A 22,888-nucleotide genomic window follows, 5' to 3' on the forward strand; every position below is an offset into this window, starting at 1 on the left:
AGTATTATGACACACTCAAATAACACTCAATTAGTCCCCTATTTACCAGAAAACATGCCGTTCAATGATGACCAAAAGCAATGGCTAGGTGGCTTTTTAGCGGGTTTACATAGTCGCTTATTAATAAAAGAAGAAACTGTTGCGCAATCAGTTCAGCCAGCCATGCAAATTAAACCACTCACCATAATTTATGGATCGCAAACCGGTAATGCTGAAAACCTAGCTGAAGAAGCAGCACAAATGGCTAAAAATCATGGATTGTTGGCTTCGGTATTCGATATGGATGATATTTCTGTGTCGCAATTAAGTGAAGCAGAGCGACTATTAGTGATCACAAGTACCTACGGTGATGGTGAAATGCCCGATAACGCACAATTATTGTGGGATGAAATAAGTGCCGAGTCGGCACCGTCATTTGCATCAACCTACTTTTCCGTTTTAGCCTTGGGTGACACCAATTATGATGATTTTTGTATTGCCGGCATTCAATGGGATGAACGCTTAGAACAGCTAGGTGCTACCCGAGTCGCACAACGTATAGATTGTGATGTGGCCTATGAAGCCCCAGCAGAACAATGGATGGCTGAAGCACTGCCCACAATCGCGCAAAAAGGCAGTAACTCAGAGCAGCAACCAGCGCACACTTCTGAGCAAAAGCCTAAAAAACACAAAGCCAAATTTAATAAAGAGTCACCGCTGAAGGCTCAGCTATTAAGCAAAACGCGGTTAACCGATGAGTGCTCAAGTAAAGAAACCATTCATTATGAACTCTCTTTAATGGGCTCAGGAGAACACTATGATGCTGGCGATGCCCTTAATATTATTGCGCACAACAGTACAGCACTCGTTAATGACTTACTCAGCGCACTGAATGCCAGAGCAGAGCAACATGAAACATACAATGGTAAAACCGATCAACTAGAATACATATTCACTGAATTACTCGAAATTCGCCAGCCCAGTAAAGATCTCATTCATGAAATAGCACGTCAGAGTAGCTGCCCAGAGCTGCTTTCCCGACTGGGCGATAATCAAGCCATGAGTGATTATTTATGGGGCGTCGACACGGTTCAGCTACTTAAGCGTTACCCAGATAGTGCTCTTTCACCGGCACAGTTTATTCAGCTTGCAAAACCAATGGCACCCAGAGCCTATTCCATTTCATCAAGTCTCAAAAAGCACCCTGATCAAGTACATTTAACCATTGCCAGTGTGAGATACATGCAAGATGAACGTCAACACAATGGGGTTTGTTCAACTTACTTAGCCGACCTTGTAAAAATAGGAGAGCCAGTAACTTGTTACTTTTCGGCCAACAAACACTTCTCTGTACCCAATGATTTAGCTGCACCCATTATTATGATTGGCCCAGGTACCGGCATTGCACCATTTAGAGCGTTCTTAGAAGAGCGGGAAGCCACACACGCCACAGGAGATAATTGGTTGTTTTTCGGTGACCGAAATGCAAAAACCGATTACTTGTATGAGCAAGAGTTAACCCAGATGCATCAAGATGGCCTATTAACGCGATTAGACTTGGCCTTTTCTCGTGATCAAGCAGAAAAAATCTATGTACAAGATAAAATGTTAGCACAAGGTGAAACTCTATTTAACTGGCTTGAAAACGGGGCTTATCTGTATGTCTGTGGAGATGCCTATAAAATGGCGAAAGATGTTGATACAACGCTGCAGAGCATTATTCAGCGGTATGGTCAATATGATGAAAGTCAAACGCAAGAATACATGGCCAATTTGAAAAAACAAAAACGCTATGTGCGGGACGTTTATTAAGGAAAGGAAGCAACCTTTACGTTAAGATTTTAAGCGTAAAGGTTGTTTAAGCGGCACGACATTACCACCGAGTTTTGGAAACACATGACTAATTTGCTTGTCTAACTTGGTGAGTTCGGCAATGCATTTTCCTTGCTGCTTTTGACAATTTTCACAGCGGCTATATTGCAATACAATACTATTTCTCACCCACAGTTGTAAGTCAGCAACACATTGAACATCGCCATAACGAATACATACTTGCTTTACTTTGTGGCAAGCATCAAGAAATGCGGATAAGTTGGCATACTCTGTTGGTGTGTGTTTTAAAATCATGGATTTAACACTGAGTTCTGAATTAGCATGATCAAACTCTTTTTTGTATGCATCGATCTCTAACACCAATCGCGTACTCATAAATCCCTCATCTCAGTTATTAACGAAACTCGTCATCCGTAAGGGCCACGCTAGGCCCCGTTTTTATGGCGACTTACTAAACAATATGACCCGTCTGAAGCATCACTCAACATACCACTCATACTGGTATCTCTTTGGTTTTTAAACACCATCGTATTACTGTTTAACTTGCCTTGATATTGCCATTTTTTAAATACTTCCTCGCGCACCAAAATGCACGGAGACTTTACGGTAAACGTTTCTTGAAATGTCACCGCGCACTGGCCTTGCGTATCTTTAGTGGCCGCATAAACCACATGGCTCTGCCTGTCTTTGTATTCGATCACGCCAGAGACAAAGCTACTATGCTGTTGGTTGCTCTGACTGTTTAATTCAAGTAAGCGGTGTTTATTTAACCCAATGGTGTTTGACGCAAGCTCTATGAGCTGCGCAGCGCACACCGGGTTAGCCTTCGCCGCTAACACTTTTTCCATAGAGGTTTTTGCAAAACATGAGATGCTCAACACCGACAATAGGCATGCGCTTAACCATAAAATCAAACGATTCATAATAACTCTCTAATTTGCGCCGCTAATTCATTAGGGGTTGTGGTATGACTCATGGCCGTGATCAACTTACTAGATTTATCTAAGATATAAAACCGTGACGCATGAGACACGGAATACTCCATAAATGAGTCACTTAGATTATTATTATCGTAAAACACACCATACTGACCACTGACTGATTTGACTTGCTCTACCGTGCCAGTAAGCCCCAAAATATTGTCATGAAAGTAGGCTGTGTATTCTTTTAATTCAGCAGGTGTATCTCGCGTTGGGTCAACCGTCACAAATAACCCTTGAACGGCTTTTGGGTGACTCTTATCAAGCCGCATCATTGCACCGGTTAAAACAGCAAGTGAATTAGGACACACTTCAGCACACGATAAATAGCCAAAGTACATCACCACCACTTGCCCTTTAAAATCATACAATGATACGGGACCTTCACTACTTTGTAGGGTAAAGTCCCCGCCGAGCTCTGCAAAGGTCTTTTTCGGTTGATTAAAGTCTTTACGGGTTGTTGCTAAATAGAAAATCACTAAGCCAATAACCCCCAGCACACAACTGAGTAAAAACAATCTCCGTAAATTATTCCCTTGCATTTGTGCTACCTCACCGTGAGTAATGTTTGTGGTGCAAGACTGACAAAGTCCAGCGACATAAACACACTCAATGACGTGATCGCCAATATTGACACCACAAATACACGCTTTGCCCATATGTGTTGTTCATAGCGACCAAAGTCAACAATGGTAATGGCTAACCACACCACACCAATAAGTAACGTTGAAACAGCGTATAAAGTACCCACATAATTAAACACAAACAATGCCAATGCCATCAACGTAAACGCAACAATATAAGCCACCATGTGCTTGCGCGCTGACTCAATACCGTTAACCAGAGGTAACACCGGAATATTAGCCGCTTTGTAATCTTCAAAACGGTAAATAGCAATGGCATACGAATGTGGAATTTGCCATAAACAAAATGTCAGTAAAATAACCAACGCACCCACATCAAACTGTGCTGTCACCGCGCAGTAACCAATCACCGGTGGGCATGCGCCTGAAATACTGCCAATTAAAGTGCCGTAGACCGATTTGCGTTTATAATGCAGGCTATATAGCCCAACATAAACGGCAAAACCGATCACGGCAAATAGCACAGCCATCCCCGTAGTAAAGTACCCTAAAGTACCAAACCCAATCACACCCAGTAACGTGGCATATAGCAAAGCGATATTGGACGTAATGACCTTTTTTACCAAAGCTCGGTTCTGCGTGCGCTGCATGAGCTTATCAATATCTTGGTCGATCACATTGTTAAATACACAACCCGACGCAATTACGGCTGAGGTACCAATACACACAGCCAAAAAGGTCACTAATTGAAAATCACCTTGTGCGGCAAGAAAATAACCTGCAACAGTGGCAATTAAATTGCCCATGATGATCCCAGGTTTAGTTAGCACTAAAAACTCTTTGAACATGCTAGTGGCCCATCAGCATATTGTGATTCAAATGCTCCATGATCCAAATAGACCCAATGACCACAATCGCAACAATAAGCACCACAAACACCGCCGATGTGGTATTCCAAATTTGTTCTGATGATGAATTCATATGCAAAAAGAAAATCAATTGCACAAATATTTGTGCGATCGCACAGACTAAAATCACCGTTAATGTCAACACCGGTGTCAGTAAGTCATACATCAGTACACTAAAAGGTATGGCCGTTAATACAATTGAAAGCATTAAACCAATTACATATTCTTTAACGCTACCATGCGCTGCGCCGCCGTGACTATGATCAGTTGCAGTTGCTGTGCTCATTACATCACTCCTAATAAATACACTACGCTAAACACACAAATCCAAATAATATCGAGGAAATGCCAGAACAAACTTAAACAAGACAACCGTACTAAGTTATCTTCGGTAAAGCCGTCTCTTTTAAAGTGTGCAAATAACACCAACATCCAAATACAGCCACCCAGTACGTGTAAACCGTGCGTGGCAACTAAGGCATAAAACGCAGACCAATAAGCACTGCTTTGTGGCGTCGCGCCTTCGCTACTAAAATGATAGAACTCGTAAAGCTCCATACCTAAAAAGCCCAAGCCCAGAGCCAGTGTCACCACCAGCCAAGAGATCATGCCTTTCATATGCCGTTTATTGGCATAGAGCATCGCCATACCAAAGGTAAAACTACTAAACAGTAACAGCGCTGTTTCTACTGCAACGAAATTTAAATCAAACAGGTCCTTGGGGGTTAATCCACCCGCATATCCACCACTGAGTACCGCATATGTTGCAAACAAAGTCGCAAACAAAATGCAGTCACTCATTATGTAGATCCAAAAACCAAATACCGTATCACCACCTGAGTCGTGATGATCGTGGTCATGATGATCTATTTCATCATGACCGGTTGCGTGACTTTGAGACATAGTTAATTCTAATCCTCTTTTAGCTGTTAGTTTTAGCGTGCTGCCTAACAGCATCTAGATGTTTTGCTTCAATTTCTTCTACTTGCTCAACAGGCACGTAATAGTCTTTATTACGTTCAAATGAGTACATGATCCAAGATCCAATCATGCCCAAGAAACCAAATGCCGCCATCCACCAAATATGCCAAACAAATGCAAAACCCATCACCAATGAGAAGGCACTGATCACCACGCCAGCCCAAGTATTTTTCGGCATGTGGATCTTTTTATATTTATCCGGCGCTTGATACGCAAGACCGTGCTCTTTCTTATAATAATGCTCATCTCTGTCGTGAATTTTCGGCAGTTCAGCAAAGTTATAAAACGGTGGAGGTGACGACGTTGCCCATTCAAGCGTACGTGCATTCCAAGGATCGCCCGTCACGTCTTTGTTTTTATGGCGATCACGAATACTGACAAAGATTTGATAGAATTGCGTCATGATCCCTGCCAATACAATCAATGCACCACCAGCTGCAATCCACAATAATGGCGTCCATTCTGGGTTATCGTAATAGTTCAGACGACGCGTCATGCCGTTGAAACCCAAAATGTAAAGAGGCATAAAGGCTGCGAAGAAACCGATAGTCCATAAAGCACAGGCTAGTTTCCCAAGCTTTTCATCTAGCATAAAACCTGTCGCTTTCGGGAACCAATAAGTCATACCCGCAAAATAGCCAAATACGGCGCCACCAATGATCACATTATGGAAGTGAGCGATAAGAAACAAACTGTTGTGTAATACAAAGTCGGCTGCTGGGACCGCCAACATGACACCTGTCATCCCACCGATTGTAAAGGTAAATAAGAAGCTACATGTCCACCACATTGACGCTGAAAACTCGACGCGACCTTTATACATGGTAAATAGCCAATTAAATATCTTCACCCCGGTGGGGACGGATATGATCATGGTGGCAATGCCGAAGAAGGCATTCACACTCGCCCCAGCCCCCATAGTAAAGAAGTGGTGTAACCAAACGACCATAGACAGCACCATGATCACCGCCGTCGCCCACACCAATGATGTATACCCAAACAAACGTTTACGAGAGAAAGTTGCCGTTATCTCAGAGAAAATACCAAAAGCAGGTAAAATTAAGATATAAACTTCTGGATGACCCCATGCCCAAATGAGGTTCACATACATCATCTGGTTACCACCAAGATCATTGGTAAAGAAGTTAGTACCAATATATCTATCTAGGGTCAGTAAGGTAATGGTCACCGTTAAAATAGGGAACGAGATAATGATCAATACGTTCGCACACAACGAAGTCCACGTGAATACAGGCATTTGCATTAACTTCATGCCAGGCGCACGCATTCTAAGAATCGTTACGAAGAAATTAACACCCGTAAGCAAGGTGCCGATCCCTGAGATCTGTAATGCCCAGAGCCAATAATCAACCCCGACCCAGGGACTGTACTCCAACCCAGATAAGGGAGGATATGCCAACCAACCGGTTGCAGCGAATTCACCTACAAACAGCGACACGTTAACTAATACTGCGCCGACCACAAATAGCCAAAAACTCAATGAGTTTAAGAAAGGAAATGCCACATCTCTTGCGCCAATTTGCAGTGGCACCACAATGTTCATTAACCCCACGACCAATGGCATGGCGACGAAGAAGATCATGATCACGCCATGGGCAGTAAATATTTGGTCGTAATGTTCAGGAGGTAAATAGCCCGCGCCAACACTGTCGGCGGTGGCAAGAGCTTGCTGCGCTCGCATCATCAAGGCATCAGCAAAACCACGCACTAACATGATGATCGCAGCAATAATATACATTATGCCTATTTTTTTATGGTCAACGGACGTGATCCATTCGTCCCATAGGTAACGCCATTTACCCATTTTGGTTATTAATGCGAATAAGAAGATACCACCTAGCGCAACGGCAATCATTACCGGCAAAATAACAGGGTCATGGACTGGAATAGAATCCCATGTCAACTTACCCGTAAGCGGATCTGGATCTGTAATAATGGTGGCTTTACTGCCCATTTTGTACCCCAGTATATTTTTCTATGGTTTTCTTGAAATGCAATGGATCAACATCGGCGAAATGCTCAACCTCATTGTCTTTAGACTTTACGGTCAGTGCCTGATAAGTCGGCTCGTCTAATACCTTTGGCGAGGCTTTTACTTTATCAACCCACTGCTCAAATGCTTCATCAGATACAGAGTGCGTTTTAAACTTCATACCTGAAAAACCAAAGCCGCTGTAGTTTGCCGATAAACCTCTAAACACCCCTTCTTCTGATGCCATCAAATTCAATCGATTCTCCATACCTGCCATGGCATAAATTTGGCTACCCAATCGCGGTATAAAGAATGAATTCATCACCGTATCTGAGGTGATCAAAAACTCGATAGGCTTGTTAACTGGTATGGCAATTTCATTCACCGTAGCAATTTGTTGCTCTGGATAAATAAATAGCCACTTCCAATCTAACGCAACCACCTGAATGGTGAGTGTGTCTTCATCTTTACCCAGTGGTTTTCTTGGGTCGAGTGAGTGTGATGTCACATATGTTACATACGCCAGTGCGGCAACAATTAAACAAGGAACTAACCAAACGATAATTTCAATCTTGGTCGAGTGCTCCCAATGCGGTTTGTACTCGGCTTTGGTATTGCCCTTTCTAAATTTATAAGGAAAGTAAATCGACATAAACAAGACAGGAATAATGACAATGAGGAGCAAGCCAGTAGAGATTAGAATGAGGTCTTTAGCCTGTTCACCAATCGGCCCTTTAGGGTCAAATAGTGCCAGTTCACAACCACTCAGAGACAGTGTGAGTACAATAATAATTGTGCTCAGCAACAACTTTTTAAACATACGAAACCTATCTGATTTCAATTCTGCACCGATATTCACCCTTTTTATTCAAAGCGTAATTACAGTTTAAGAATATTTAATTGATATGATAATAATTACCATTTGTATTTTCGTTGCGATTTTAAATGTTGTTAACTAGAAACTCAACCCCTGCTTGATGTAGATCAAAGATTTTTTTATCTTTTGACGTATGGCAGCTACACTAATTTAAGGTCATATTGATCAAGTATTTATTGGGGGCACAATGAAAAGACTGTTTTATGCGACCAACACCCTAGATGACGCCGAGTCTATTTCTGATGAGGTGCATAAATTAGGCATAGATGACCACCACTTTTATGTGCTTAGCCGCGATGAAGGCGGGATTAAATCGCACCACTTGCATGGGTCTTCGAACATTGATAAAACCGACATCATTGCCGCTAAAAAGCGCGCAAAAATGATGGCATCAGGCGCACTGGCAATTATTATAGCCGCCGTTGCACTTTCAACAAATGCACTCAACAGCCAACTACTTTGGGCCATATTTGCCGCAATATGTGCTTATGTGGTGATCAGCTTTATTTTGCTTATTACCGGTGGATCATTTGATGGCTATTTTAAGTCACTCATTAACGAACGACTTGATTCTGGCGAAGTGATTATTATTATTGACGTAGAAAAATCACAGTCGAAAAAGGTAGAAAAGCAACTCGACACCCATGACCATGCACAATTTTTAGCCGACAGTTCAAACTTAGCGTCTCCAATACCTGATTAAGCGCCTACTTCAGTGCCGAGAGAGACCATACCCACGGCACTGAAGTAAATAAACGATAAATAAAAACACAAAGTCAGCTTAGTCACTTGCTAAGTTGTTAATCATCTTCAACTTATCAGGCTGTGTTGCAGCACTTTATTCGTAACGGTAAAGGCTTGCTCATGTACTGTAGAAATAAAGTGAAACTCACTCTCCACTGAGTCTGCAGTAAAAGTCACCGTCATAAAACCGCGCTGGTGGATATTCGCGAAATCCAAATCATCAATCAGTAATTGCAGCGCGTGCGCAAAGTGCTCGGTTTGCTCTGCTGGTAATTGTAAATAGTATTCCAAACCGGGAGAGCTTATCCCAGGTGTCGCAAATTCATAACCACAGGGTTGCCCTTGTGCATTACACAACCGACCCGACCACGCATTATGCGTGTCGCCAGCTAATACCACTAAGTTCTTATTTGCAGAGCGCGCCGTTTGCAACAATACTTCCCGCTCAACAGGGTAACCATCCCATGCGTCCAAGTTATAGGGTGCGACAAAACCTACACGGGCTTTTTCTTGCTCAGTCAACCCTTGATCACCTGCTATCGCACGCCCTTTAATCTGTGCTAGCTCCGTTAATTGCTGCGCCATCGTGTTTGATGGATTTGCCAAAGTCGTCAAAAGCTCTGCTGGCATCATCATTTTCGTCATGAGCACTTGCTGCCCTAACACTTGCCATTTAGCATTCGAGGTTTTCATGCCGTCAGTGAGCCAAGTCAGCTGCTTGTTCCCTAACAATTGCTGTTCTGGCGTTGCTAAATCGGCTTGAAAACGCGAAAAATCCATTTCAGCGGAGTTTGGATCTATATAGTTTTGATACTCTAATGCTTTAACTCGTGCTTCATTACGCGTATCTAACATATAAAGCGACACGAGATCACCAAACTCAAATTTTCGATATAACGCTTCAGTTTGATCTTTCACATAAGGTCGAACAGGCATCCATTCATAATAAGCTTGGAGTGCGGCCAACTTTCGTTCACTAAACACCCCCTCACCTTCATTATGATTTTCTGCCCCATCACGATACGTATCATTACATATTTCATGGTCATCCCACACGGCGATAAAAGGAGCCCTTTGATGTAACGCTTGCAACCCTTGGTCTGTACGGTATTTGCTATATCGTTTACGATAATCATCCAATGAAATAATTTCTTGGGCATTGTCAGCCTCAAGGTCGCGACCCAATGCGCTCGCACGTTCTGTGGCGTATTCGCCCATACCATATTCATAAATGTAATCGCCTAGATGCAAAACGGCATCGAGATCATTGATCTTGGCAGCTTCTGCATACGCATGAAAATATCCTGCAGGGTAATTTGCACATGACATAACAGCAAATTTCACTTTAGAAATATCATTGCTCGGTAAGGTTTTGCATTGGCCAGTAGGTGAAATAGTCGTGTCGGTCACGAAACGATAATAATAGTGTGTATTTGCTTTAAGCCCTGCTAAATCGACTTTAACGGTATAGTCATTTTTTTGCAAAGCGACAACGCTTTCATTTATTTTAGCTATTGTAAATTCAGGATCTTCAGCAACTTGCAGCGTCAGATTGATAGTACTGATACTCTGTTCAGGCGTCACTCTAGTCCACAGAATGATACTTTCAGTCAACGGATCTCCACTGGCAACACCATGTTTAAAATCAATTGCGACTTCGTTACTTGCCAACGATTCACCGCGACTACTGCAACCCGCTAAAGACATTGCCACAGTGGTCGCGCCGACGCCAAGTAATGCACTTTTCATAAAATCACGGCGAGATAAACTACTCATACTTGTTCCTTACTTTACTACTTCGCTAAAAGAACAGGCATCATAAGGAGGTGACATGACATTTTTACGACTGGTCACACCACATGTTCGATGTTTAATTCCTAAATAGACATGATTTCGCCATCACTTCCACCTTGCTGCATTTTCAATCGAACGCTTTTTTTTATTATGAAGGATAATGAGTTACATAGGTTAAAATTTGCGCGTCAATAGATGTTTACTGAATAACAATGCATAAACACCCCAAATAAATGCATCAATCAATCATTTTCTATATGATGCCGCCCAAATACAAATCTAATAATGAGACAACAAGTATGAGTAACGCCTCAGGAGCAATATCCCATGATATGCCTTCAAGCGATGCAGGGCGCTGGAGCAAACATGATACACAGTGGGTTCTAAGCTTATTTGGTACAGCCGTTGGCGCAGGTATTTTATTTTTACCGATAAATATCGGTATCGGTGGATTTTGGCCTTTACTGATCATGACTGTATTAGCGTTTCCGATGACTTATTTAGCACACCGAGGTCTTGCCCGTTTTGTGCTATCTTCAAAGCGTACTGACGCTGACTTTACTGATGTCGTCGAGGAGCATTTCGGTGCAGGCGCAGGTCGCTTGATCTCATTACTTTACTTTTTCTCTATCTTTCCCATTTTGCTTATTTATGGTGTCGGCTTAACCAACACTGTTGATAGCTTTATTGTTAACCAATTAGAATTGAGCTCACCGCCACGCATTGTACTGTCAGGTATTTTAGTCGCGGGTATGATCGCCATAATGATGGGTGGTGAAAAGCTACTAATGCGCACATTCTCTGCGTTAGTCTATCCCCTTGTCGCTGTACTTCTGTTTTTATCGCTTTACCTTATACCAAATTGGCAAATGCCGGTGATCACCACCCCTGATGCGGCAAGCCTTACACAAACACTGTGGTTATCAGTCCCTATCGTGGTGTTTTCATTTAGTCATGCAGCCGCAATTTCCAGCTTTGTCAACGTGCAACGTCGCCACTATAAAGAGCGTGCTGTTAGCAAATCAGAAAACATCTTGCAGTACACCTCGATAATGCTTATCGCGTTTGTGCTACTTTTTGTATTTTCTTGTGTGTTGTCGTTGTCACCGGCGCAAATGGCAGAAGCAAAACAAGCTAATGTGTCTGTATTATCTTATTTAGCTAATATTTATGAGAACCCTTACATTGCTATGCTTGGCCCATTGGTTGCATTTATTGCGATTACTTCTTCATTTTTAGGCCACTTTTTAGGTGCGCGTGAAAGCTTTAATGGTTTATTGAACAAACAAACCTCACTTGAGATCAAAGTAATCGATAAGCTTGGTATTGTAATGATGTTTGTCGCTATTTGGATTTGCTCAGTACTAAACCCAAGTATTTTAGATATGATGGGAGCAATTTCGGGGCCAATTATTGCTATGATCTTGTTTATCATGCCAACTATTGCAGTTTATAAGGTTCCTGCATTACAAAAATATAAGGGCAAGATAGGGACTTATTTCGTACTCGTTGTCGGTTTACTTTCAGTATCTGCCTTGTTATTTAATATGTTTGGCTAACGTATACAAACAAGCCCCTGTAAATGCAGGGGCTTTTTAAACTTTAAACTTGCTGATACCGCCGTAACAAAAAGAAGAACATAAATAGTAGCCCCCCAAACATTGATCCGCTTGATGATTCATCTGGCTCGGGCGTTGGTACTGGTTTTGGTTGCGTATCAATTAACGTATTGGTCTTAGGTGATAAATTGTCTGCTGTCGTTGGATCAGAATCGATGATCACAACGCTATTAACTGCAATCAAATTACTGCCATCTGGATCGATGTCTACATCGTTGCATTGCTCTGCGGTATAGTTTATTACTGGTACCTTTTCACATCGCTCTAAGTTCGATATTTTATCGATCACGGCCATACCCTCTTCAGTGGTTACTTGGCCAAAAACTGTGTACCCGCCATTGCCTGGGTCTAAACTGCTGCTATTATCGGTTACATTAAAATACCATTGGCTAGTTGCACTATTAGGTTCACGGGGTAACTTTGCCATTGCAATCGTGCCACGCAAATTTGATAGTTTCGGTTCATTGGTAATTGGCGCATAGGTCGCTATCTTGTCTAGTGGGATATTGCCTTCATATTTAAATCCACCCCCTTGTAAAACTGAGTTAGGTAAACTGCGGTGTATAATCGAGTCAGAATACCTTCCCTGCTCAACATAGCGTAAGAAATTCTTGACCGTGATAGGTGTTGTTTGGTCAAACAAGTTAACTTGAAATGAGCCTTTAGAGGTTTGAAATTCAACAATTGTCGCAAAAGCAGTGCTACTTGTACCAAGTAAAGCCGAAATAAAGAGTGCTCTAAATCTATTCATATCTTAATCAATTACTCCATTACTTTATTCGTAAAGACACCTCATTAAGGACCAGATTACAGACAAAGAAATTGAATAACCATTTAATTTCTATAGATTTACAAAAGATAACAACTTTCGTTAGTGCCTTTACAAAACACCGTCAAAACAACGAATAACGGTCAACTTACTATTAAGGTTACCTGTTTTCACTAGACTAACCCCGTCATTGCAAACGTTCAGAGCAATCACTAAATACAACTCACAGAACCACCAGCTCAAGCATGAGTGGGACTAATGAGGTATACTGCAACAAAGAATCCCTATTAGCAGGATTATAAACAAAGTTAAAATGATAGCGCTGTCATTAAAAACTTTAAATTTAAAGGCTTATAACAATTGCAGCTTTGCAATACACTCGATATTATTACCTTAAAACCAATGATTTATAATGAATTAACTTGTATAAGCTGCGACAATTTTTCCACCTAGATGAAAAGCTCCACCACCCTTTACATGTCGTTAATTGGCAAGTCAGTGCATTGCGGCTGATGTTAATGGCCGTGTTAATCGTCTCTATGGCGATTTCATCACACAGCTTATATATCTACTTAACATCTCAAACTCCCAGCTATTTACTCATAACCAGCGGTGCAAGCACCATTGTATTCGGTCTCTTGTTTTTTAGCCGTAAACATTATTTATTTAGCGCACATGCTTTGCTCCTAACCATCACCGCTTTTGCTGTTTGTATCCACCTTTTTACGCCAGCTATAAATGTAATACAGATTGGGGCAACTATTACCTATGTAACACCCGTGATAGCACTCTTGTTGATAGGCCGAAAAACAGCAGCATATTATATGCTTTTAAACTTACTCCCCCTGTATATTATTTTTCAAGACTTAGGTACGCCTGCCAGAAACGCCCAAGCAGAACTGCTACACAACGCGCATTTTTATATTCACAGTTTTGTTTTTTTCTTTTTTAATATTTGTATTCCATTAGCAGTATGGCGTACCAGTTTGGCTGCAATACACTTGCAACAGCAGCTACAAGAACATAGCCAATTGTTAGAGCAACAAAAAAACCTATATCGCAAATTTTTCCAAAACGCCTACTCAGCTATTATTCTGGTCAATGAAGAGCAACAAATCGTTGAAGCAAACCAAAAAGCAAAACAGTTGCTTAACCTCTATCATCATCCCTTACCATGCCATAGTAAACTCATATTCAACGATGTAATCGATGAGAGCTGCAAGCTCTATAAACGCGCCAACTCAATTTTACAAATTGACGCAAAAGAGCGCCATGAAAAATCCTTATCTGCTTGGTATATCAGCGATGCCTCAGAGCAGTTTTACCTTGAGCAACAATTTAAGGCACTCGGTGCACAACATCATCAAACTAAGTACTTTAATACCCAAGTTAATTTACCAAACAAAACATGGCTAAGTGAGCAAATCGATATCGCAGTGAAAGGCGCTAGCCCATTCATTGTCGCTATTGCGGATAACCAAAACTTACAAGTACTAGAGCACGGCGTAGATGCTGAACAACGTAAATTACTATACAAGCACATCAATAAAATATTTGAACACCATAATCAGGCAAACAGTGCTGTCGCTTATTTAGGTTCCGGCCGACTAGGCTTTATTGCAAACCATAATGGCTTGCTTCAAGAAACAGCCAAGCAATGGCAGCAAAACCTTGATTTTTGGCTACGCTTGGGGAACCTGCAATACCATGCTAAATACGCGGTTTCAATTGCAGCCTATCCGCAGCATGGGTATAGCGCCGAACGTTTGTTAAAAAATGCAGTACAAGCATGTGAGTTACGTCATTCCAATGCACTTTACTCTGTTTTTGACTTTAGCTTTAAGAAACAACGTCTCGGTCGCCATGAAATGGCACTTTTACTAGAAAAAGCACTTGAGCACAATGAGTTAGAGATTTACTTACAAGGCAAGCATTTCGCGTGTGGTCGATTGATTGGTTTTGAAGCGCTGGCTCGCTGGCATAGCCACTTACTAGGCCCTGTGCCTGCAGGGGAATTTATTGCAATAGCCGAGGAGTTTGGTTTAATCGAAGCATTAACGCAGTATATAATGGGTAAATTGTGTCAAACCCTATCAAACTACCCCGTTTTACCAGTACCAGTCGCTGTTAATGTAAGCGCTCAAGATTTAGAGCAAGAAGACTTTGCAAAGCAAATTAAAGCCCACTTAAAGAAGTACAACCTAGCGGCAAGTGCTATCGAACTTGAGCTCACAGAATATAGTATTGCAAATGATAGAGCCCACACCTTGATGCAACTCAAATCACTGAGTCAATTTGGTATAAAGTTAGCAATAGACGATTTTGGTACTGGTTACTCAAATATCGCTCGGTTAATTGAGTACCCAATTAATCGACTTAAATTTGACCGTAGTTTATTAGACAAGATCGACACTGACAGAAACCAACATGCATTACTCAGCGGCATGGTGAAAATATGCGCGAAACTTGGTATTGCAGCCCTTGCGGAAGGAGTTGAAACGACAGCCCAACGAGATGCACTTGCTGAGCTTGGTATGCAAGAATTTCAAGGTTTTCTTTACTCAAAGCCGCAACCGATTGACCAGGTGCTCGCGCCTTATGTATTGCAACTACAAGCACATTAGGGAAGATATCTAGTGACTCTTTAATGTGCTTGTAGTTTCAATAAAATATACATGACGCTCAAGATGTGAGGCCTTGTATTTTCTACAATTTAAATCGAGATACCAAGTCCTTTAATCGCTTATATTCACCTTCAAGTTCATTACAGCACCCAGACGCATCCTCTATTGCTTGGTTGTTATTTTCGGCCAACTCACTAATAGAAGACACTTGCTGCGCCATATCACGAGCAACTGCGCTTTGCTCTGCTGTTGCAGTCGCCACCTGAGAGTTATAACCCTCAATCTCAACAACTTCTTTGTTTATTTCTTCAAATGAGTCTGTCACTTTATGGGTCGTAACTAGGGTGTCTTCCACACTTTTTAGCGCAACTTTCATCGTCGTTACTGTTTGCTTTGTGCCATGTTGTAGTGTTTCAATAATTGTTTGGATCTCTTTGGTAGAATCTTGGGTTTTTTGTGCAAGCGAACGAACTTCATCAGCAACAACGGCAAAGCCACGGCCTTGCTCACCCGCCCTAGCTGCTTCAATGGCGGCATTCAGCGCTAAAAGATTTGTTTGTTCAGCAATACCCCTGATCACCTCTAATACAGAGCCAATGTCGTTACTGTCTTTTGCTACTGTATCAACACTATTTGAAGTCGTAGAAATCGTTTCTTTAAGCGTTTCGTTATAATGCATATTCGCTTCAACATTGCGCTTACCGTCATTTACCTGATCAACCGCCGCATGTGTTGCATGGTTAGAGCTTTTCGCTGATTCAGCAAGTGAGTCAGATGTTTGTGCCATTTCTTCAATTGCAGCCGATAACTGTAATGTCATACCTGATTGCTCTTGTGACTGAGATGTCACCACATTAAAGTTATCTCTGAGCAAATTAACCGAACGGCTTAAATTAGTCGATGAATCAGATACTTCCTGCATAGCGCCATTAATGCTTTGCATCATTAAATTAAATGAACGTTCAACCTGACCAATTTCATCTTTGTCTGATTTACCCGCTCGTAAATCTGCTCTTAGCGATAAATCGAGTGTATTGGCAACTCGCATAACAAAATCATTTAACTGCAATATCGGCTTAGAGAGATATCCACCCAGTACCCATGCTGCGGTTAATCCTAAAGCAATAATAATTAGCGTACTGATAATTGCTGTGGTAACTAACGTACTGAGTATGCCATCCATTGCCGCAAATCCTTCAGACTCATCAATTTCACTTAAAATTGCCCATCGATTATCACCCACTTCAATAAATCCATAGGCTGACGCAACCTCGACTCCTCTATAATCAGCAATTAGGTCAAATCCTTGCTGCCCCTTAAGCGCAGCTCGCACCGCTTGCGTGTCTACTGGTGCAATCCCTAAAGAAGAGTCTCTAATGTCGATTTGCTTAATTGTTTTACCATCGATGCCTGAACTGGCCAGAGCTGCCAAATATGCGGCCTTATCTTCAAGTAAAAACCGACTTTGAGAGCGCATAAGTCCATCGTCGCCAACCAAGTAGGTTTCGCCAGACATACCCAACCCACGAGACTGCCATTGTTCATGATAGGTCATGATGTCATTAATTCGATCAACGGGTGCTTGAAATATCAATACCCCAACACGAGTGCCTTGTTTAAATATTGGCGATGCAAAAAAAGCAGCGGGCGCTTCGTATGAAGGCGTGTAAGGGTGAAAATCGATAATTTTAACCTCACCTTCTGATAAGTTCATGCCAGCACGATATGCCTTACCAAGCCCTGAGTTTGCGTATGCGCCATTTTTTAATGAAGTTGCAAAATCAAGCTCCTTAAATACAGAATAAACAACATCCCCCGTTTTCGCATCTGCAATAAATATGTCGTAATAGCCAAAGGCCTCTAACGTTTTTTTAAATGAAAGGTGGTACTTAACATGTGCCTGCTGATATGCACTCCCATCATTGGGGTTAATCAATTCACTTTTGCTACCCAGTGGGTGCGAATTATTGGCAATGTATGTGTATTGTAATGCTTTACCATGCTCAGATAGCGTCGTTAACAACGACTGTACATTGATATTTTTATTGTCATTAAGCGATTTATATGTCGATAAAAACTGTTGCTGATAGAATTGAGACAACTTGTTATCGACTTGTGCTGATGAAGCCGATGTGGATGAGAGGCTATACTGCTTAAAAGCATCACTAAATTGTACCGTTCCCTCAATGGTCATAACAGATGACGCTAATGTCGCAATATGGTGCTCTATATTATCTAGGTAACTGGTAATTTGTTCAGCTTTTGCATCTCGCAGCCCTATCAATCGATTCTGTAACTGCTCTTCTAACGCCGTTGATGTCATCGACTCCGCTAACTTGGTCAAAACAACCGATGTGGTGAGTACACCAACAGCAATAATGACAGCCACATTCATTATAATCTTTGTTTTTATACGCACGCTAATACCTCATCCTCTAAAAAAACTACTCTGCACTTAGCAGTTCTTTAAAATTAGTTTATTTGCGTATATTACGCCAAGCCTAAAACCCATAAAAAAGTATTTATTTTTCATGTGTCTGTCACCGATAAATTAATTCATAAAAAGATCAAAATGTATTACGCCATCATGACCAACGTATCATATGATTTGACCTTTAAAAGGCAGCTGTTATCTTTACTAAACAGCGTAAAATGCCGCGATAAGAATATTTTTTAGTATATATCCACTCACTTTCGTTAATCATTCAACCGTAGAGAGCTGTTTTGTTTAAATTTAATTGCTATTCATCAAACACACCCGATACCCACCAAGCGCTAAATGATATACATGCCCAATCTCACCCATCTCTTAAGCCCGCTTTTATACTTGTCTACTTTGATGTACAGCTTAATGCACACACTATATGGCACTGGCTAACTGCGCATTTCGCAGGGGTGCCCTTTATTTTAAGTAGCTCATGTCAAGGTAGCCTTTGTCATAACCAGTATAACGATAACGCATTTGCCACACTGACTATCACAACCATTGAAGACGACTCTGGGCATTACCATATTTGTGCTGGCAATGCACCAGATAAACCTATTTATGAAACAGCCCAAAACACAGCACGACATTTATTAAACAATACCGGCAGCGAACCACCAGAATTGTTATGGGTAACTCTCACACCAGGAGATGAAGAGGCTGCTATAAATGGAGTGCAAAATATCATCGGCACACGCGTACCCATCGTCGGAGGATCCGCGTCTGATAATGATGTAACAGGACAGTGGCAAATATTCACACATGCCAGTTCAGAGCCTTGTCAAATGGCCATAGCAAGCTTAATGCCGTCAGTGCCCATTTCGTTCTCGTTTTCATCAGGGTATGCACCATCAGGACGCACAACTGAGGTAACCGAGTCATCAGGCAGGCAAGTAACTTCGCTCGATGGCATCAAAGCCGCGAGGCAATATAACCACTTAACAAATGGAGCCATCACTGAGCAGCTGCATGGTGGTAATATTCTTGGGCTAACCTCTTTTCACCCTATAGGCCGTGAAGTTAATAAAGATGAATACTTACTAAGTCACCCTGAACGCGTCAATGATGACGGTACTATGAGCCTATTCTCACAGTTAGAGCAAGGCGATCATTTGCATATTATGCAAGGTTCAACAAGCAGTTTGCTGCAACGCGCGCATAAAGTAATTCAAAGTGCACAAAATGGCTTAGCTAAACCGGATCTCTCAGGCTGCTTACTCATATATTGCGCAGGCTGCATGCTCAGCGTAAAACCACAGTTTGAACAAGTCACTGATAATATAAAAAAGCGCTTTGCAACTACCCCGGTCACCGGGGCCTATACGTTTGGCGAACAAGGCTGTTTTTTAGATGGTCAATCACGTCACGGGAATTTAATGATTTCTGCTGTCGTATTTGGGGTATAAAATGGCAAATAATCATCAACAACTCATTGAACATAACGAGCGTTTAATTGAGAAAGTCGCTCGCTTAGAACGCGAAGTAGACAGCCTACGTACCCAACAGTCTGAGTCGCAAGTATTGCTAGAAGGCATGAGTGCATCATTACAGGCATCGACCATAGAAGAAATTTACCAATCCATTTTTGCCACACTCAATATTCAAGCCTCTTTTGATGCCGCATTTTTATTAACACCAGATATACCGGGCACACTCAAAGTTGCTGCCACCAGTACACATCAATCAATCGATCAAAGGCTTAGCGTTGACCCATTATTAAAGTCTGTACTTACAGGCTCCGCAAAAGCGATCGTTGATTTTCAATTACTCCAACCTCCATGGTTAAGCACTTTGGGTGTAAAAGGCTATCACAGTGCTTTACTCGCTTCTTTTAGCTATAAAAGCTCGGTGTGCCTACTTATTATATTGAGTGAACGTAAAGGCGCATATTTACGCCAAGATGTGCGTTCAATTAGTCGTATTACTGGGCTTGTTGAACAAACCTTGGCACAAGTTGAAAACCGATTCATTGAGTTGGAAGCACAGCAACTGCGCATTGAATCAGAACGCGTACAAAATAATCTAGTACAGCAAGATAAAATGGCATCTTTAGGCCAGCTTGCTGCTGGTATAGCCCATGAAATTAACAACCCAATTAGTTTTATTGGCAGTAATTTACAGCTGATGCAACAACAAGTTGCTGATATGTTTAAAGTACAAGAAAGCCTGAAAGAGTACCTTGATCCTAAAGCTTTATCCGTCTTAAACAACCTCACTGAGCAATACCAGTGTGACTTTTTAAAAAGTGAGTTTAGTGAGCTTTTCGCCGATTGTAACCTAGGTGTAGAACGCGTTAGTCATATTGTAAAGTCTCTCAAAGCCTACTGCCAAAACAATGACAGTAACTGGCATTTGAGTGATGTCTGTGAAGGCATTAGTTTGACCCTTAAAATCTTAGAGAACCAAGTAAAAAATACCTGTCATATAGTTGAAGAGCATACACAGATACCGCAAAGCTATTGTATCAACAATGAACTTAATCAAGTTTATCTAAATCTATTGGTAAATGCTGTACAGAGCATTACAGATCACGGGGAAATATTCATCCGCAGTTATTGTCAAGAACAGAAAATAATCATTGAAATTCAAGATAATGGTATTGGCATTGAGCAAAATCAGCTTGATCGTATTTTTGACCCATTCTATACCACCAAAGATATAGGAAAAGGCACAGGCCTCGGGTTATCCATATCACAAGCCATTGTTAAAAAGCATTTGGGGGAAATCACTGTTTCGAGTACCGTAAATCAAGGCACTTTATTCAAAATAATACTGCCGGTATTAACCTCTCCCCCGCCTTAGCATGTTCTATTTCGATATAAAAAAACGCCCAAAAGGGCGTTTTTTATTGGTTTAATCTAGGGGCTATTGAACTTTACTGTTCTATTTTTGTTCTCTTTGAGCGTACTTTATCACGGCGCTTAATGTGTGGCCTAGTAACCTAAACGAATATTAAGCAGCACAGAGAAAAGGGCGCTCAAAAGAACCGGTAGGCAGCGCTTGATTGGCTTTTCTACTGTGTTATCGGCTAACTCACATAGAATAACCATGCTACGCAGCCTATGCCTTGTATAAAACCCAATCAAACTGCTGTAAAAATGAACCTAAAAGATCAACAGCCCCTAACCATCTATGAAGGGTACGTGTAACTTGATTGTAATCCAAGCGGGAAGCCAAGACCCCAATAAGCAAGTAAGAACAAGCTCCAGCCAATTAAGAAGGCAATTGAGTAAGGTAACATCATCGCAATCAATGTACCGATCCCCGTCCCTTTAACGTATTTCTGGCAATACACCACGACCAATGGAAAATAAGGCATAAGTGGCGTGATAATGTTTGAACTTGAATCACCGACGCGATATGCCGCTTGTGTTAAGTCAGGTGAAATGCCCAATTGCATTAGCATAGGTACAAATATGGGTCCTAGTAGCGCCCATTTTGCAGAACTTGAACCCACAAAAAGATTAACGAACGCCGTCAGGAAAATAATGCCCACGACCGTAACTGAGCTTGGAAGAGACATCGCTTTAAGTACTTCAGCACCCTCGATAGCTAATAGTGCTCCCAAGTTTGACTGGCTAAATGCCGCAATAAATAAGGCACAGAAAAATGCCATAACAATATAGTACGCCATGCTGCCCATGGCTTTACTCATTGCGTCAATCATATCTTTTGAACTTTTAAATGTGCCAACCATAAAACCAAAAATGGCACCTGGGATCCAAAATAGTAAGAAAATTAATGGCACAATTGATTGCATTAAAGGTGCGCTAAAGTCAGTTAAAGAACCATTTGGGCTGCGTAATGCAGAGTCTTCACCACTAGAGGCGTAAGCAAGTAAACCAAGACCTGCAATCATCACTGATGATGCAACATAAAACGCAGTGCGTTCTTTTGAGGTAACCTCATCAAATGCCGGTAGGTTATCTGTATCCCCATCCACTTTAGTGTCTTTCAAGCGAGGTTCGATGATTTTATCGGTAATATACCAACCTAATAAAACAATAAAAACACTTGAAGCCGATGTGAAGAACCAGTTATTCAACGGGTTAACTGACATTGCAGGGTCAATAATATGCGCCGCACTTTGAGTAAAACTTTGTAGTAATGGGTCTATTCCTGACGGAATAAAGTTTGCGCTGAATCCACCACTTACACCAGCAAATGCCGCCGCGATACCCGCTAACGGATGACGTCCCATTGCATAATATATTACGCCAGCAATCGGAATAACTAAAACGTAACCTGCATCTGTTGCTGTATGGCTTACAATCGCAATCAAAATAATTGATGGTGTCAATAACGCCTGTGGCGTTCTTTTTAACATCAATTTCAAACCGGCATTGATATAACCTGAATGTTCAGCAACACCCACACCTAACATCGCAACCAGTACCACACCCAACGGCGCAAATCCGGTAAATGTTTTAACCATAGAGGCTAAAAACCCAGCTAATGCATCGCCACTCAATAAATTATTAACGACAATCGCTTGGCCTGTTCGAGGGTCAATTGCATCAAAGCTTGTACCCGAGAATAACCACGATAAAAACCATATTAAGACCATCGCAATTAAAAATATAATGGCCGGATCAGGGAGCTTATTTCCTACCCGTTCTATCGAGTTTAAAAACCGCGTTACCATCCCTGGAGAGGCCGCCGTATTTGTATCTTGACTCATGTTTCATCTCTAAAATTACAAAATTGTTTAACCTTAA

At 41.6% G+C, this 22,888-nt stretch carries 18 protein-coding genes; 6 read left to right on the forward strand and 12 right to left on the reverse strand.

Going from position 1 to position 22,888, the window contains the following annotated elements; all coding sequences use genetic code 11:
• The first annotated feature begins 6 nt into the window (after positions 1 to 6).
• Positions 7 to 1,791 (forward strand): diflavin oxidoreductase, encoded by a 1,785-nt coding sequence (locus PCIT_RS00410; protein ID WP_010366918.1) that lies wholly within the window; start codon positions 7 to 9, stop codon positions 1,789 to 1,791.
• Between the two features lie 21 nt (positions 1,792 to 1,812).
• Here PCIT_RS00410 and PCIT_RS00415 read toward each other — a convergent pair whose 3' ends face one another.
• The 8 genes from PCIT_RS00415 to cyoA are packed head-to-tail and all read right to left on the reverse strand — an operon-like array spanning position 1,813 to position 8,078.
• Entirely contained in the window at positions 1,813 to 2,187 is a 375-nt protein-coding gene (locus tag PCIT_RS00415) for a hypothetical protein (RefSeq protein ID WP_010366916.1), read from the reverse strand.
• Between the two features lie 50 nt (positions 2,188 to 2,237).
• Positions 2,238 to 2,735 carry a hypothetical protein gene (locus PCIT_RS00420; RefSeq protein ID WP_010366914.1) on the reverse strand — a complete coding sequence of 166 codons (498 nt, stop codon included), beginning with the start codon at positions 2,733 to 2,735 and terminating at the stop codon, positions 2,238 to 2,240.
• On the reverse strand, positions 2,732 to 3,334 hold the full coding sequence (locus PCIT_RS00425) for an SCO family protein (RefSeq protein ID WP_010366912.1): 603 nt from the start codon (positions 3,332 to 3,334) through the stop codon (positions 2,732 to 2,734). The genes PCIT_RS00420 and PCIT_RS00425 overlap by 4 nt, the downstream gene beginning before the upstream one ends.
• Positions 3,335 to 3,339: 5 nt before the next feature.
• Positions 3,340 to 4,224 (reverse strand): heme o synthase, encoded by an 885-nt coding sequence (gene cyoE / locus PCIT_RS00430; protein WP_010366910.1) that lies wholly within the window; start codon positions 4,222 to 4,224, stop codon positions 3,340 to 3,342.
• Position 4,225: 1 nt separating this feature from the next.
• Positions 4,226 to 4,570 carry a cytochrome o ubiquinol oxidase subunit IV gene (gene cyoD / locus PCIT_RS00435; protein WP_010366908.1) on the reverse strand — a complete coding sequence of 115 codons (345 nt, stop codon included), beginning with the start codon at positions 4,568 to 4,570 and terminating at the stop codon, positions 4,226 to 4,228.
• Entirely contained in the window at positions 4,570 to 5,187 is a 618-nt protein-coding gene (gene cyoC, locus PCIT_RS00440) for a cytochrome o ubiquinol oxidase subunit III (RefSeq protein ID WP_040696861.1), read from the reverse strand. The genes cyoD and cyoC overlap by 1 nt, the downstream gene beginning before the upstream one ends.
• A 19-nt stretch (positions 5,188 to 5,206) precedes the next feature.
• Positions 5,207 to 7,240 carry a cytochrome o ubiquinol oxidase subunit I gene (gene cyoB / locus PCIT_RS00445; protein WP_010366901.1) on the reverse strand — a complete coding sequence of 678 codons (2,034 nt, stop codon included), beginning with the start codon at positions 7,238 to 7,240 and terminating at the stop codon, positions 5,207 to 5,209.
• A complete protein-coding gene (cyoA, locus tag PCIT_RS00450; RefSeq protein WP_010366899.1) occupies positions 7,230 to 8,078 on the reverse strand; it encodes a ubiquinol oxidase subunit II in 849 nt (282 codons plus the stop codon). Before cyoA ends, cyoB begins: the two co-directional genes overlap by 11 nt.
• Positions 8,079 to 8,322: 244 nt before the next feature.
• On the opposite strand from cyoA, the gene PCIT_RS00455 reads away from it, so the two are divergent.
• Positions 8,323 to 8,838, forward strand: coding sequence for a hypothetical protein (locus tag PCIT_RS00455; protein WP_010366897.1), 516 nt, complete (start codon positions 8,323 to 8,325; stop codon positions 8,836 to 8,838).
• 107 nt (positions 8,839 to 8,945) lie between these two features.
• On the opposite strand, the gene PCIT_RS00460 is transcribed toward PCIT_RS00455, so the two are convergent.
• Positions 8,946 to 10,655, reverse strand: a complete 1,710-nt coding sequence (locus PCIT_RS00460) for an alkaline phosphatase D family protein (protein ID WP_010366895.1) — start codon at positions 10,653 to 10,655, stop codon at positions 8,946 to 8,948.
• A 317-nt stretch (positions 10,656 to 10,972) separates the two neighbouring features.
• On the opposite strand from PCIT_RS00460, the gene PCIT_RS00465 reads away from it, so the two are divergent.
• Entirely contained in the window at positions 10,973 to 12,232 is a 1,260-nt protein-coding gene (locus PCIT_RS00465; RefSeq protein ID WP_021032233.1) for an aromatic amino acid transport family protein, read from the forward strand.
• Between the two features lie 43 nt (positions 12,233 to 12,275).
• On the opposite strand, the gene PCIT_RS00470 is transcribed toward PCIT_RS00465, so the two are convergent.
• The gene (locus PCIT_RS00470; RefSeq protein WP_010366892.1) at positions 12,276 to 13,043 is read right to left on the reverse strand and encodes a peptidylprolyl isomerase; all 768 of its coding nucleotides are present in this window, start codon (positions 13,041 to 13,043) and stop codon (positions 12,276 to 12,278) included.
• 440 nt (positions 13,044 to 13,483) lie between these two features.
• Between PCIT_RS00470 and PCIT_RS00475 the strand changes: the two genes are divergently transcribed.
• Positions 13,484 to 15,685: an EAL domain-containing protein gene (locus PCIT_RS00475; protein ID WP_010366890.1), complete on the forward strand. Its 2,202-nt coding sequence runs from the start codon at positions 13,484 to 13,486 to the stop codon at positions 15,683 to 15,685.
• Positions 15,686 to 15,767: 82 nt separating this feature from the next.
• Here the strand turns inward: PCIT_RS00475 and PCIT_RS00480 are convergent, their stop codons facing one another.
• Positions 15,768 to 18,104, reverse strand: coding sequence for a methyl-accepting chemotaxis protein (locus PCIT_RS00480; RefSeq protein ID WP_157592794.1), 2,337 nt, complete (start codon positions 18,102 to 18,104; stop codon positions 15,768 to 15,770).
• A gap of 305 nt (positions 18,105 to 18,409) precedes the next feature.
• Here PCIT_RS00480 and PCIT_RS00485 point away from each other — a divergent pair, with 305 nt between their 5' ends.
• Positions 18,410 to 19,576: an FIST signal transduction protein gene (locus PCIT_RS00485; RefSeq protein WP_010366886.1), complete on the forward strand. Its 1,167-nt coding sequence runs from the start codon at positions 18,410 to 18,412 to the stop codon at positions 19,574 to 19,576.
• A gap of 1 nt (position 19,577) precedes the next feature.
• Positions 19,578 to 20,972, forward strand: coding sequence for a sensor histidine kinase (locus tag PCIT_RS00490; RefSeq protein WP_010366885.1), 1,395 nt, complete (start codon positions 19,578 to 19,580; stop codon positions 20,970 to 20,972).
• Positions 20,973 to 21,300: 328 nt separating this feature from the next.
• On the opposite strand, the gene PCIT_RS00495 is transcribed toward PCIT_RS00490, so the two are convergent.
• Positions 21,301 to 22,851, reverse strand: coding sequence for an AbgT family transporter (locus tag PCIT_RS00495; protein WP_010366883.1), 1,551 nt, complete (start codon positions 22,849 to 22,851; stop codon positions 21,301 to 21,303).
• Positions 22,852 to 22,888: the final 37 nt, after the last annotated feature.

It is taken from the genome of Pseudoalteromonas citrea (assembly GCF_000238375.3).
GTDB classification, from domain to species: domain Bacteria; phylum Pseudomonadota; class Gammaproteobacteria; order Enterobacterales; family Alteromonadaceae; genus Pseudoalteromonas; species Pseudoalteromonas citrea.

What these genes read in the sequence shown, in the direction of transcription:
- cyoB (WP_010366901.1), bottom strand. Translation starts at nt 7,240, where the DNA reads ATGGGCAGTAAAGCCACCATTATTACAGATCCAGATCCGCTTACGGGT.
- PCIT_RS00460 (WP_010366895.1), bottom strand. Translation starts at nt 10,655, where the DNA reads ATGAGTAGTTTATCTCGCCGTGATTTTATGAAAAGTGCATTACTTGGC.
- cyoD (WP_010366908.1), bottom strand. Translation starts at nt 4,570, where the DNA reads ATGAGCACAGCAACTGCAACTGATCATAGTCACGGCGGCGCAGCGCAT.
- PCIT_RS00490 (WP_010366885.1), top strand. Translation starts at nt 19,578, where the DNA reads ATGGCAAATAATCATCAACAACTCATTGAACATAACGAGCGTTTAATT.
- PCIT_RS00410 (WP_010366918.1), top strand. Translation starts at nt 7, where the DNA reads ATGACACACTCAAATAACACTCAATTAGTCCCCTATTTACCAGAAAAC.
- cyoA (WP_010366899.1), bottom strand. Translation starts at nt 8,078, where the DNA reads ATGTTTAAAAAGTTGTTGCTGAGCACAATTATTATTGTACTCACACTG.
- PCIT_RS00465 (WP_021032233.1), top strand. Translation starts at nt 10,973, where the DNA reads ATGAGTAACGCCTCAGGAGCAATATCCCATGATATGCCTTCAAGCGAT.
- PCIT_RS00420 (WP_010366914.1), bottom strand. Translation starts at nt 2,735, where the DNA reads ATGAATCGTTTGATTTTATGGTTAAGCGCATGCCTATTGTCGGTGTTG.
- PCIT_RS00425 (WP_010366912.1), bottom strand. Translation starts at nt 3,334, where the DNA reads ATGCAAGGGAATAATTTACGGAGATTGTTTTTACTCAGTTGTGTGCTG.
- PCIT_RS00455 (WP_010366897.1), top strand. Translation starts at nt 8,323, where the DNA reads ATGAAAAGACTGTTTTATGCGACCAACACCCTAGATGACGCCGAGTCT.
- PCIT_RS00415 (WP_010366916.1), bottom strand. Translation starts at nt 2,187, where the DNA reads ATGAGTACGCGATTGGTGTTAGAGATCGATGCATACAAAAAAGAGTTT.
- cyoE (WP_010366910.1), bottom strand. Translation starts at nt 4,224, where the DNA reads ATGTTCAAAGAGTTTTTAGTGCTAACTAAACCTGGGATCATCATGGGC.
- cyoC (WP_040696861.1), bottom strand. Translation starts at nt 5,187, where the DNA reads ATGTCTCAAAGTCACGCAACCGGTCATGATGAAATAGATCATCATGAC.
- PCIT_RS00470 (WP_010366892.1), bottom strand. Translation starts at nt 13,043, where the DNA reads ATGAATAGATTTAGAGCACTCTTTATTTCGGCTTTACTTGGTACAAGT.
- PCIT_RS00495 (WP_010366883.1), bottom strand. Translation starts at nt 22,851, where the DNA reads ATGAGTCAAGATACAAATACGGCGGCCTCTCCAGGGATGGTAACGCGG.